This window comes from Pseudarthrobacter oxydans (genome assembly GCF_034258515.1).
Lineage (GTDB): Bacteria > Actinomycetota > Actinomycetes > Actinomycetales > Micrococcaceae > Arthrobacter.
The window spans coordinates 2,847,352-2,859,223 of record NZ_CP139438.1 but is presented as its reverse complement, the minus strand read 5'-3'; the positions used below and the strand labels follow the sequence as shown (position 1 = coordinate 2,859,223).

13 protein-coding genes, 1 other RNA gene and 1 riboswitch are annotated in these 11,872 nt (G+C 66.9%); of the genes, 4 read left to right on the top strand and 10 right to left on the bottom strand.

The window, feature by feature from the left end:
- Nucleotides 1-7 precede the first annotated feature (7 nt).
- The 4 genes from SMD14_RS12920 (at nt 8) to SMD14_RS12905 (ending at nt 3,640) form a co-directional block, all read left to right on the top strand.
- The gene (locus tag SMD14_RS12920; protein WP_321213891.1) at nt 8-1,432 is read left to right on the top strand and encodes a peptidoglycan DD-metalloendopeptidase family protein; all 1,425 of its coding nucleotides are present in this window, start codon (nt 8-10) and stop codon (nt 1,430-1,432) included.
- 86 nt (nt 1,433-1,518) lie between these two features.
- A complete protein-coding gene (gene smpB / locus SMD14_RS12915) occupies nt 1,519-1,992 on the top strand; it encodes an SsrA-binding protein SmpB (protein ID WP_009356865.1) in 474 nt (157 codons plus the stop codon).
- 88 nt (nt 1,993-2,080) lie between these two features.
- Nucleotides 2,081-2,449, top strand: a transfer-messenger RNA (tmRNA) gene (gene ssrA / locus SMD14_RS12910).
- A gap of 207 nt (nt 2,450-2,656) precedes the next feature.
- Nucleotides 2,657-3,640 (top strand): S1C family serine protease, encoded by a 984-nt coding sequence (locus SMD14_RS12905; RefSeq protein ID WP_157241793.1) that lies wholly within the window; start codon nt 2,657-2,659, stop codon nt 3,638-3,640.
- Between the two features lie 2 nt (nt 3,641-3,642).
- Here the strand turns inward: SMD14_RS12905 and SMD14_RS12900 are convergent, their stop codons facing one another.
- From SMD14_RS12900 to aroA, 10 genes are all read right to left on the bottom strand, one after another.
- Nucleotides 3,643-3,777, bottom strand: coding sequence for a hypothetical protein (locus SMD14_RS12900; protein WP_255428760.1), 135 nt, complete (start codon nt 3,775-3,777; stop codon nt 3,643-3,645).
- Between the two features lie 92 nt (nt 3,778-3,869).
- Nucleotides 3,870-4,238 (bottom strand): hypothetical protein, encoded by a 369-nt coding sequence (locus tag SMD14_RS12895; protein WP_321213890.1) that lies wholly within the window; start codon nt 4,236-4,238, stop codon nt 3,870-3,872.
- Between the two features lie 67 nt (nt 4,239-4,305).
- Entirely contained in the window at nt 4,306-4,707 is a 402-nt protein-coding gene (locus SMD14_RS12890) for a CrcB family protein (protein ID WP_321213889.1), read from the bottom strand.
- Nucleotides 4,704-5,129 (bottom strand): CrcB family protein, encoded by a 426-nt coding sequence (locus tag SMD14_RS12885; protein WP_321213888.1) that lies wholly within the window; start codon nt 5,127-5,129, stop codon nt 4,704-4,706. Before SMD14_RS12885 ends, SMD14_RS12890 begins: the two co-directional genes overlap by 4 nt.
- Nucleotides 5,126-5,854 (bottom strand): metal-dependent transcriptional regulator, encoded by a 729-nt coding sequence (locus SMD14_RS12880; protein WP_321213887.1) that lies wholly within the window; start codon nt 5,852-5,854, stop codon nt 5,126-5,128. The genes SMD14_RS12885 and SMD14_RS12880 overlap by 4 nt, the downstream gene beginning before the upstream one ends.
- Before the next feature lie 64 nt (nt 5,855-5,918).
- Nucleotides 5,919-6,677 (bottom strand): class I SAM-dependent methyltransferase, encoded by a 759-nt coding sequence (locus SMD14_RS12875; RefSeq protein ID WP_321213886.1) that lies wholly within the window; start codon nt 6,675-6,677, stop codon nt 5,919-5,921.
- Between the two features lie 94 nt (nt 6,678-6,771).
- Nucleotides 6,772-8,214, bottom strand: coding sequence for an aminotransferase class V-fold PLP-dependent enzyme (locus SMD14_RS12870; RefSeq protein WP_321213885.1), 1,443 nt, complete (start codon nt 8,212-8,214; stop codon nt 6,772-6,774).
- Between the two features lie 35 nt (nt 8,215-8,249).
- A riboswitch (SAM riboswitch) is annotated at nt 8,250-8,363 on the bottom strand.
- A 159-nt stretch (nt 8,364-8,522) separates the two neighbouring features.
- Nucleotides 8,523-9,335, bottom strand: a complete 813-nt coding sequence (gene hisN / locus SMD14_RS12865; RefSeq protein WP_157241797.1) for a histidinol-phosphatase — start codon at nt 9,333-9,335, stop codon at nt 8,523-8,525.
- Between the two features lie 48 nt (nt 9,336-9,383).
- Nucleotides 9,384-10,499, bottom strand: a complete 1,116-nt coding sequence (locus tag SMD14_RS12860; protein ID WP_321213884.1) for a ribosome small subunit-dependent GTPase A — start codon at nt 10,497-10,499, stop codon at nt 9,384-9,386.
- Entirely contained in the window at nt 10,483-11,871 is a 1,389-nt protein-coding gene (aroA, locus tag SMD14_RS12855; protein WP_321213883.1) for a 3-phosphoshikimate 1-carboxyvinyltransferase, read from the bottom strand. The genes SMD14_RS12860 and aroA overlap by 17 nt, the downstream gene beginning before the upstream one ends.
- Nucleotide 11,872: the final 1 nt, after the last annotated feature.

The window sequence follows — 11,872 nt, the reverse complement described above, 5'->3', positions numbered from 1 at the left end:
AATGCCCATGAACTTAACGGACCAAACGTCGCCGCGACACCGGCTCAACAGCCGACGCACGGCGCACCGCAAAAGCATTCTCAGCGGCGTGCTGGCAGTCGTCCTAGCCGCGGGCCTGGCCTCCTCTTCGGCGCCGGCCTTCGCTGACGAGCTCGAGGACAGGCAGAGGGCACTGGAAGCGGAGGCTGCCCGCGTCCAGCAGTCCCTGGAATTCGTTGATTCGCGCATTGCCAAGGCGGCCAGCGACCTGGTGATCTACCAGGGCCAGTTGCCCGGCGCGCAGCAGGCACTGCTCGAGGCGCAGGGGCGCGTGGCCGGTGCCGTCAAGGAGGTGGAGGCGCTCTCCGCCCGTGTGGACATGGCGCAGCAGAACAAAGCCAAGATCACCCAGCAGCTTGAGACGGACAAACAAAAGATTGCCGACACCAAAAAACTGATCGGCCAGATCGCCACCCAGGCGTACAAATCCGGCGGCGTTCCGTCCAACTTGTCACTTTTCTTCGGGGCCAACAACGGCGGCAGCCTCACCGAAACCATGGACCTGGCGGACCAGGCCATGCGGAGCCAAAACGCCGCCATGGACAAGCTGTCGCAGCAGAACGCGACCAACGTGAACTCCGAAGCCCGCCTGCAGGCCGTGGAAGCCGAGATCAAGGACCTCAAGGCAAAGGCCGACGCAGCCCTTGAGCGGGAGAAGGCGGCCCGTGATGAAGCGGCCGCGAAGAAGGAAGAAGTAGACCGCCTGATCGCCGACACCACCCGCCTTGACGCCGAACTCCAGGCGGCCAAGCCCGGCATCCAGTCTCAGCTCGCCGGCGTGCAGGCCAGCCAGAACGCTGTGGCCGCGGAAATCCAGGAACGCGACAGGAAACTCCGCGAAGCCTGGGAAGCCGAGCAGCGCAGGCTGGCGGCGGAAGCCGCTGCCGCTGCCGCGGCCGCCGCGGCAGCGAGGAACCAGCCGCCGCCCCCGGTGCAGCCTTTTGTGCCCTCTGTAGGATCGCCGTCGGCCTTTGGCCTCCGGCACCCGTTCGACGGCAGCGTTCCCATCACCTCCGGTTTCGGCTGGCGGGCAACCCCGCCGGGCACCATCGACTTCTACGGCCAGGGCGGGTACCTGCACACCGGCATCGACTTCGGCGCCGCCTGCGGCACGCCCGTCTATGCGGCAGCGGCGGGAGAGGTCTTCAGCTCGGGCTGGAGTTCTGCTGACGGCGGCGGCTGGCGGGTCAAGATCTCCCACGGCCTGATCGAGGGCAATACCCTGAACACCATCTACTACCACAACGCCAGCATCGTGGTGTCGAACGGGCAGCGGGTCTCGCAGGGACAGCTGATTGCCTACTCGGGCAACACAGGTAACTCCACGGGCTGCCACGCCCACTTCGAGACCTGGCTGAACGGCGCCGCCGTGGACCCGATGCGCCTGCTGTAGGGCGGCCGTCAGCCTGCCGTAGACTGGTATGACTCCGCGCCGGCCGGGCCGGAGGACATCCGATTCTCGAACTGAGGAGCTTTCCCTTGCCTAAAGAAAGTGGCCGTAAAGTGGTGGCCACCAACCGTAAGGCCCGGCATGACTACCACGTGCTGGACACCTACGAGGCTGGAATCGCGCTCATGGGCACCGAAGTAAAGTCGCTGCGGGAGGGCCACGCGTCCATGGTGGACGGGTTCTGCACCTTCTACAACGACGAGCTGTGGATGGAAGCCATCCACATCCCCGAGTACAACCAGGGGAGCTGGACCAACCACGCCGCCCGCCGCCGCCGCAAGCTGCTGCTGCACCGTGAGGAGCTCATCAAGATTTCCCACAAGGTGCGGGAATCGGGCTACACCATCGTGCCGCTGCAGCTGTACTTCGTTGACGGCAAGGCCAAGGTGGAGATCGGCGTGGCCCGCGGTAAGCGTGAATACGACAAGCGCCAGACCCTCCGCGAGCAGCAGGACAACCGTGAGGCGCAGCGTGAGATGCGGGAACGCAACCGCCGCCGCTAGTGATCCGGCGGCCGGGAATGAATCCCCGGGAACATGCGTTACTATAAGTAGTCCGGAGGGGAAGCCCGCCGGTTTGATAACAAAATACGGGGATGATCGGTTTCGACGATGTTAGTCGCGACAGGTGAAGCGGGCCGAGGATGCAGAATTATCTCGTAAACGCTGTCTGCAAACCAATAAGTGCCAATTCTAAGCGCACTGACTTCGCTCTTGCTGCCTAAGCAGTAAGACAGTCCGTCAGCCCGAGGTTGCTATTGCCCCGGAACCTGGCGTCATTTAGATAGCCACTGCTGCTTACCCCCGTCATCGGGGTGAGCGGGACTCTTAGATGACTGGGCCCGGATCAGCCAGCTGTTTGCAGCATGGCTGGGGCCGAGAAAATCCGACGCAAACTGCGCCCGGAGAAGCCCTGACAACACGACATCGGACGGGGGTTCAATTCCCCCCATCTCCACATTTTGAAAAGCCGCAAGGCACACTGAAAGACCCGGACCCCTCGTCCGGGTCTTTCAGTGTTTAAGCGCACGGCCTCAAGAAGCGGCTGTTCACCGACGGCGTAGCCGGTCCGGGACTAGCAGCCGCCGTCCATGGGTTGTCCTCTATAAGATCCGGCGTCGCGGCCCGGGCTGGGCCGGAGGCAGCCGGAGCAGCCAGGAGGTGCCCCATGAACCAGACGCGCAAGCCCAGCCCGGAAGAGTTCGACGACGGCCCGCTGGACTCATATTCGGAGACGGTCATGCGGGTGGCTGAGACGGTTACGCCGCACGTTGCGGCCATAGAAATGACCAGCACCCGCCGGACCGGCCGGTTCCGCGCGGGAGCAGGTTCTGCAGTCCTTTTTACCGAGGACGGCTATCTCCTGACGAATTCCCACGTGGTGGCCGGCACCACTAAGGGCCATGCCGCGTTTGCCGACGGCAGCCGGACCGATCTCGAACTGGTTGGCGTTGATCCGTTGTCGGATCTCGCCGTGGTCCGCGGCAAAGCACCGAGGGTGGCCCCTGCCCGGTTCGGCGACGCTGAGACTCTGCGGGTGGGCCAGCTGGTCATTGCGGTCGGGAATCCGCTCGGGCTGGCAGGATCGGTCACGGCCGGGGTGGTCAGCGGACTGGGCCGTTCCATCCCGGTCTGGGCGGGCGGCAACCGGCGGGTGATCGAGGACGTCATCCAGACCGACGCGGCCCTCAACCCAGGCAGTTCCGGCGGCGCCCTGGCAGACGCGCACGGCAGGATCGTGGGCATCAACACCGCAGTGGCCGGCGCCGGGCTTGGCCTCGCCGTGCCCATCAACACCACGACACGGCGGATCATCGCAGCCCTGCTGAAAGATGGCCGGGTCAGGCGGGCCTACCTCGGAGTGGTCAGCACCCCCATTCGGCTAAACGCCAGTGCGGTGATCAGGACGGGCCAGCGGGAGGGGCTCAGGGTGGTGGAGGTGCTGGCCGGATCGCCTGCAGAACGCGCGGGACTACAGGCCGGCGACATCATCCTTACAGCCGGAAGCCGTGCCGTCAGCAACGCTGAAAGCCTGCAGAAACTGCTGTTCGCCGATGCAATCGGCAAGCCGCTGCAGATCAGGGTGCTGAGGCACGGCAGGGATGAGGACCTCGTTGCCGTACCCGACGAGATGCAGGCAAACGGCCAGTAAGGCTACCGGCGCTTCTTCAAGTGCGCCACCGGGTCCTGGGCGCCCTCAGGGTTCTTCGCCTTCTTCTCGGCGCGTTTTTCCTTGATGGTCTTGACCGGCTTCTTTGCCAGGTTCTGGTGGGGTGTTTTGTCCGGCATGGCGTGCTCCTTACAGCAGGGGACGGGCTGCGTCCCACTTCGTAAGTTACGCCTATTCAGCCCCGAATGTAATGGCCTGGATCGACACGAAATCAGTCCGGAACAGGTACGTCGGCGATGCCCACAAAACGTGTCCCGACGCCGTCGAACTCGCTGCGGACGTACCCCTCACGCGTGCGGGGAACCTCTCCGGAATCGTGGTGCCCGCACACCACGTAGGTGAAGTCCGGCCACCATTTCTTGGGGCGCGCGGCTTCCTCGTAACCGCAGACTGCGCATTCCAGATGGACCCACACAGGGCGTTTGCCGGTGCGGTTTGCGCGGGACTGGACCAGCCAAGGCGGCGGGTTGTCCAGGATTTCACCCAGCTCGGCCTCGGTCATCCACTTCGGAAGGCCATGGCGCTGTGCCATCTCCATGGGTACATCAAGGGCAATGGCCGCGTCACGTCTGCTAATCATCACCATCCACGATACGGGAGCCCGCCAAATCAGCGCGCCGTCACCACAGCTGACAAGGCAGCAAACGCTAGGACACCAGGGCGATCCCGGCAGCTGCCGCGCCAAAACCCAGGACCAGGTTGGCCGCAAGATTCACTGCGGCAGCGCTGAATCGTTCCTCGCTGAGCAGCCGCACCGTTGCGGTGGTCCACGAACTGAAGGTGGTCAGCCCTCCGGCCAGGCCCGTAGCCAGGCCGGCCTGCCACTCGGCGCCAAGCCCCAGCGCCGCAGTGGAGCCGTGCGCTGCTCCGATGACGAAGCTGCCTGCCACGTTCACCAGCAGCGTGGCCCAGGGCCAGTGCAGCCTCTCTGCGCTGCCTGTGGCGCGTGTACTGCGGATGGAACTGTGATGCGCAAACCAGCTGTCCACGCCGAAGCGGAGAAGGGCGCCTGCCACGCCGAATATTCCTACCATGACCGCCGCGATCACCGGCGGACCCCGGGGCGCCGGCCAACCAATTTCCCGGCCCGCCACCCCACGCCGGCGGCCGCAAGTCCAAGGAGCAGCGACAGTGCGAGGTAGGCGAACCACACACCATGCTGCCCGGCCCGGGCCAGTTGGTCCACGGAAAAGACCACGGCCGAGAATGTTGTGAAGGAGCCCAGCAGGCCAGGCCCCAGCCCGGCCCGCAGCCAGAAGGCAGTCTGCGGCCGGGCCATCCACATGGTGGTCAGGGCGGCCAGGACAAAGCTGCCGGCCACGTTGATGCCCAGGGTGGTCCAAGGAAAGGCGCCGGGCAGTTCAGGAAACGCAACAGCCAGGCCGTACCGCAGCTCGGTGCCGATCAGGGCGCCGGCCGCCACCGCAAGCCAGGCGCGCAGCCCTACGCCGGAAGTCTTCAGCCGGCTCACACCCTGGGCAAGTCAGCGTCCCCGAGGAGGCAGCCGGGGTGGGGGTGGTCGCTGTGCACCCACAGCGCCGACGTAACCTCGTCAGCGAGGTCGTAGTTCCGTTCGCGGCCCGAATTGCTGATCCGCACCACCAGGGCGCCGCCGAAGGGCCGGCGGCCCACCACCTCAACTTCGGCGTCGAGGTCTATCTCCTCGGCGGCGAGGTAGCGGAGCAGTTCCGGGTTGTCGTCGCTGATCCGGGTAATCCGGCCGGTATGGCCCTCATCAAGTTCACCCATGAGGTGCGCGCGGGGCATGAACACTTTGCCATCGGCGGTGGGGATCGGATCGCCGTGCGGATCCCGCTGCGGGTTGCCCAGCTTGGCTGCCATCCGTTCTATGAAGGTGTCCGAGACGGCATGCTCCAGCAGTTCGGCTTCGTCGTGCACCTCGTCCCAGCTGTACCCCAGCTGCTGGACGAGGTACGTCTCGATCAGCCGGTGGCGCCGCACCATGGAAAGGGCAAGCCGGAGACCGGCGTCCGTGAGCCTGATGGCACTGTACGGTTTGTGGTCCACCAGGCCCTGGTCCTTCAGCTTGCGGACCATTTCCGATACGGAGGAATTGGCCACGCCAAGGCGCTGCGCCAGCTGGGAGGACGTGATGGGCTTGTCCTGCCATTCGGTGAAAGAGTAGATGACCTTGACGTAGTCCTCGATGGAGGAGGAGGGCGCGCTGGTCTTCACGGGATCAAGCCTACCGGCTCGCCGCCGCCATGCGGGGACCGGCGGGGCCGGCGGTGGCGGGCACTCATGCCCTCACCGCCCGCCAGGCCAGGGTGAGGTATGGCAACTCCAGGTCTTCGTCCGGCGCATGTCCGAGGTGCTCATGCAGGTACCAGTCGAGGTTCGCCAGTACCTTCGCCCGGGTGGCCTCACCCGCACGGAGGTAGTAGCTGCGCGACTTTGTCAGCTCCATCAGGTCGGTGGTGGTGACGGAGTCCTGCCAGTGCGTCAGGTGGTCCTCCAAGCCCTCGAACTCAGGCCCCACCAGCGGCCGGAAACCGGGTTTGTAGACGTCCCCGGCATGCATGATCCTCGAGAGCCGGTGGACCCAGGGGACGGACGTGTCCAGCTGGTTCCACACCAGGCCAAGCGTTCCCCCGGGGCGGAGGACGCGGGCCAGTTCCGTGCTTGCCCTCAGCGCATCGCACCAGTGCCAGGCCTGCGCCACGGTGACGACGTCGAACGCTGAGTCAGGCAGGCCGGTGGCCTCCGCGGTGCCCAGGACAGCCGCGGCGCCGGGATAATGTTCCGCCAGCTGTCCGAGCATGTCGGCTGAGGGGTCCACCGCCGTGACGGACGGCACCAGCCCCAGCAGCAGTTCAGTGAACTTGCCCGTGCCGGCACCAACGTCGAGCGCGTCCCGGGCGCCCGGAGGTACCAGCCACTGTGCTGTCTCAGCGGGATACCCGGGCCGCACCTGCTGGTAGTGTTTGCCGCCATCCTGGAAGCTCTGGCCCAGCTCCCGCCGCCGGCTGTGATCCAGCCTGGGGCCACCCCGTGCCACGCGTGGCCTCCTTCGTCGGGTCTCGTTGCTACCTTCCGAATTTACCGTACCCGCCCGGGCGTGGCTGAGCGCACGCCGCCGGTCGAGTCGCAGGTCAGTCGTCGATGCAGGGGGCGGCGCCGGCCGTTCCCGGGGTGTTGGGCGCCCAGTGGGGGTAGGTGCGGTTGTCGTTGGCGGGAACCCAGCGGCCCGCGTCCACCACGTAGTCCCAGCCGAGCCCCTTGGTCCGCAGGTCCCGGATGCCTGCCAGCAGACGCTCGGCATCGTCAAGCCGGGATCCCACGCCGAAGCTGGCACGGAGGGATCCGGACGGCAGCCCCAGCCGCTTCAGCAGCGGGTGGGCGCAGAAGCGGCCGTCACGCAGGCCCACGCCATGCTCTGCCGACAGGTACGCCGCCACCAGTCCGGCGTCGTAGCCTTCGACCGAGAAGTTGACCACGCCGATGGTGTCCGTATCCGGGTTGGTGTCCTGAAAGATCTGGTGGACGGTCACGCCGTCGATTCCCTGCAGGCCCTCCACCAGGTAGGAGCGGATGGCCGATTCATGGGCATGCCAGCGGTCCTGGTCCAGTTCCGCGATGACCTGCGTTGCGCGGGCCAGGGTGGCCGCTCCCAGCACGTTCGGTGATCCGCCCTCATGGCGGGCCGGGCCCGTTGCCCAGCTGACGCCGTCGAGCCTTGCCTCCTTGACGGCGCCGCCGCCGGCAAGGTGCGGTGTTCCGGCGTCGAGCCAGTCCGGCCGGCCCACCAGCACACCGGCGCCAAAAGGCGCGTAAAGCTTGTGCCCCGAGAAGGCAATGTAGTCGACGTCGTCAGCGGTGATGTCGATGCGGCGGTGCGGCGCCAGCTGGGCCGCGTCCACCACGATCCGTGCGCCGTGCTCGTGGGCGAGTGCGGCGAGGGCGCGAACGGGAAGGATCTCGCCCGTGACGTTCGACGCGCCGGTGACGGCGAGCAGGCTTACCCCGCCGTGCTGCAGTTCGGCACGCACGGCCTCAATGGTTCCTGCGATGGTGTCGTCCGCCACGATGCTGCGGTGGGGGACACCCTGCCATGGCAGCAGGTTGGCGTGGTGCTCAATGTCGAGGTACAGGACGTCGCCGTCAGCCCGGCCGTTCGTGACGGGCAGGCAGCCGGCCAGCAGGTTGAGGGAGTCGGTGGTGTTCCGGGTGAAGATCACGGAATCGTCCGGGCGGCCGCCCACGAACTCCCGGACGATGGCACGGGCATTCTCGTAGACCGAGGTGCTGATCTGGGAGGCGTAGCCGGCTCCGCGGTGCACGCTCGCGTAGAACGGCAGGATTTCGTTGAGGTAGGCGGACACCACGGAAAGCGCCGGCGCGGACGCGCCATAGTCCAGGTTCGCGTACCGGACGTGCCCGCCATGGATCAGGGGAGCCTGGATTTCGGCGCCCGTGACTGCCGCCAGGGGACGGCCGGCTGCGGCGTGGCGCTGGTCGAAGAGGGCGTCCTGTCCGGGTTGTGCTGCGGCGTCAGGCTGGATTGCGGCGTTGGGGGAGACGGTGGCTGTTGTCACAGAGACCTCACTTTGAAACAGGACTCCGCTGGGGGAATCCGCGCTTGCCGCATCCGTTCCGGACCGGCCTGGTCGTCACCCGGGGCACCCCACCGCGAATGGAGGGTTGCCGGCCAGCAAACCGGGGTTTAGCGCTGGCACTCGTGACCTGGTTAAGAGCGTAGGACATAGCCCGCGCAGGCTAAAAGCCGGCTGGAATGTTAAGGCCTTTGTTACGCGCAGTTGAAAAGGTCCGCTTTTGCCGAAGATAACGACGGCGGGCGCCTCCTTTCGGAGGTGCCCGCCGTTGATTATTCGGAAGAGGAGGGTCAGAGGAGGTCGTCCAGGTCCGGGTTCAACCGGCGCAGCACCTCCGAGTGAAGGATGGAATTCGTGGCCAGTGCGTTGCCGCCGAACGGGCCGTCCTCACCTTCCAGCGATGTGAACCGGCCGCCCGCTTCAACCACGATGGGCACCAGGGCGGCCATGTCGTAGAGGTTGAGCTCGGGCTCGCAGGCGATATCCACCGAGCCTTCCGCCACCATGCAGTACGACCAGAAGTCCCCGAATGCCCTGGTACGCCACACGTCCTCCGTGAGGCCCAGGAATTCGTTGAGGTTACCGCGCTCCTTCCAGCCGCCAAGGCTCGAATATGACAGGGAAGCGTCGGACAGTTTGGACACGTTGGACACGCGGAGGCGGGTTGCGGCTGCCAGGGAACGTCCCATATAGGCGCCCATGCCCTTGGCCGCCCACCAGCGCTTGCCCAGTGCAGGGGCGCTCACCACGCCCACCACCGGCTCGCCTTCGTCCACGAGGGCGATCAGGGTGGCCCACACCGGAACGCCGCGGACGAAATTCTTGGTGCCGTCGATGGGATCGATGATCCACCGCCGCGCACCATGGCCGGTGCTGCCAAACTCCTCGCCGAGTACGGCATCGCGCGGACGGGAACGGGAGAGCTGGCCGCGGATGGCCTCCTCGGCCGCCTTGTCGGCATCGGTGACGGGCGTCAGGTCCGGCTTGGTCTCGATGTGGAGGTCCAGCGCCTTGAAGCGGCTCATTGTCTGGTCGTCCACTGAGTCGGCCAGGACGTGGGCCAGGCGCAGGTCATCGTTGTAGCTCGAAGCGGGTTGGATCATGGTTCCAAACTACCGTCTGCGCGCCGTTCTGCCGGGAACCGGGCCCCGTCAGTTAACGCTGCCCAGCTCCTTGGCCTCCTGGGCTTCCATTCGGGGGTCCGTCCCCAGGAGCCGCCGCAGGGAGGCCAGCCTTGCTGAACCGGTGGGTCCGGCATGGCCTCCCGCTACCCACGCGTCCAGCCCACAGTCCACGGCGGTGGCTGTGTGCTTGCAGCCGCGCTCGCAGTCATCCGTGCCGGGAGAGAGGTCCGGGAAGGAGCGCAGGATCCGGTCCGGGTCCACGTGGGCCAGGCCGAAGGAGCGGATGCCGGGGGTGTCGATGATCCAGCTGCCGGACGGCGCGTCAGCGAGGCGCAGGGCGAGGGCGGACGACGACGTGTGCCTGCCCCGGCCGGTCACCGCGTTCACCCCTCCGGTGGCCCGTTCGGCCCCGGTCAGCGCATTCACCATGGTTGACTTGCCCACGCCGGAATGCCCCAGCATCACGGTCACTTTCCCGCCGAGGTGGGTCCGGAGCTCCGCGACGGCGGCCCTGTCCAGGCGGGCGGAGAGCCCGTCGTCGGAGCGGGCATCCACGCCCGAGGCCTGCGCATCCGCCGTCCGGCTGATGATCACGGGGAAGTCCAGGTGGGTGTAGTTGGCCAGCAGCTCCGCAGGATCCTTGATGTCCGCCTTGGTGACCAGCAGGATCGGCTCGATACCGGCGTCGTAGGCGGCCACCAGGGCGCGGTCGATGAAGCCAGTCCGTGGCTCGGGGTTGGCAGCGGCCACCACAATGACCAGTTGGTCCGCATTGGCCACCACGGCGCGTTCCACGGGATCAGTGTCATCGGCGCTGCGCCGCAGGAGCGTCTTGCGGTCCTGGATTTTCACCAGCCGTGCCAAGGTGTCCGGCTCGCCGGAGACGTCACCCACGAGTGAAACGAAATCCCCCGCCACCACCGGGTTCCTTCGCAGTTCCCTTGCCCTGGCGGCAATAACCACACGCTCGTTGCCCGAGTCCTCACCCACCACAGCCCTGTAACGGCCCCGGTCAACCGTGATGATCCGGCCGGTGACGGCGTCGTCGTGGCTGGGCCTGTCCTTCGTGCGGGGCCTGGAGCCCTTTTTGCTGGGCCGAATCCGGACGTCGGATTCGTCCCAGGAGTCAGTGCTCCGCGCCACCGCTGGAACCTTCCGCCCCCGCCTCGGGGGTGCCGTCCTGCGCAAGCATGTCCGCCCACAACCGGGGGAAGTCCGGCATGGTCTTGGCGGTGGTGGCGATGTCCTCCACCTCGACGCCCTCCACGGCCAGGCCGAGGATGGCTCCGGCGGTAGCCATGCGGTGGTCCGCGTAACTGTGGACGACACCGGCGTGCAGCCTGGCAGGACGGATCACCAGGCCATCGCTGGTCTCCTCAGCGTCACCGCCGAGCCGGTTGATTTCGGCCACCAGCGCGGCAAGCCGGTCCGTTTCGTGTCCCCGCAGGTGGGCAATACCGCTCAGCCGCGACGGCCCGTCCGCCAGTGCACACAGGGCGGCTACGGTGGGGGCCAGCTCGCTGGTGTCGGCGAAGTCCGCGCCCTTGATGGCCGGTCCGCCCGTGACTGTCAGGACGCCGTCGTGCAGGGTGACGTCCGCGCCCATCCGGGCGAGGATGCTGCGCCAGAGGTCACCCACCTGCTGCGTTTCCTCGGGCCAGCCGGGGATCCGCACGGTGCCCCGCGAGGCCAAAGCCGCGGCGAGGAACGGCCCGGCGTTGGACAGGTCCTGCTCGATCCGCTGGTCAAACGCCCGGATGGGTCCCGGGCTGACAACCCAGTGGTTGGGAACGGAGTCGTCCACGGCAACACCGGCTCCACGCAGGACGGCCACGGTCATGTTGATGTGGTCGAGGCTGGGCACGGGCTTGCCCATGTGTTCCAGGTGCAGCCCCTCGGTGAACCGTGCCCCCACCAGGAGCAGCGCCGAAACGAACTGGGAGGAGGCGCTGGCGTCGATTACCAGGTGGCCGCCGCGGACCTCACCCGTGCCATCCACCACAAACGGCAATGACGACGGCGTGCCGCCCTCCGTGGAGGAAACGGCCACTCCGAGCGACTTGAGTGCCTCGATGATGGTTCCCATCGGCCGCTTGCGGGCGTGGGGGTCGCCGTCGAACTCGCCGGCGCCCCTGCGCAGTGCCGCGAGGGGCGGGACGAACCGCATGACCGTGCCGGCGAGGCCGCAGTCAATCCTGGCCAGGGACGGGGCGGCGTCCGGGTCCAGCGGAACAACTTCCAGGTCGGGTCCGAAGGCTCCGTCCCCGGGCACCTCCGTAATGGTGGCCCCCAGCTGGCGAAGTGCTTCGATCATCAGCGCGGAGTCCCTGGAGTGCAGCGGTGCGCGCAGGCGGGACGGTCCATCAGCCAGGGCTGCAAGGACCAGGTACCTGTTAGTCAGCGACTTGGAACCGGGTACCGTGACGGTGGCATTGACGGGCCGGGACGCGAAGGGTGCGGCCCAGTGGGGGACAGGCGTGCCGGAATCATCCCGGACGGCGGCTGCTGCGGTCATA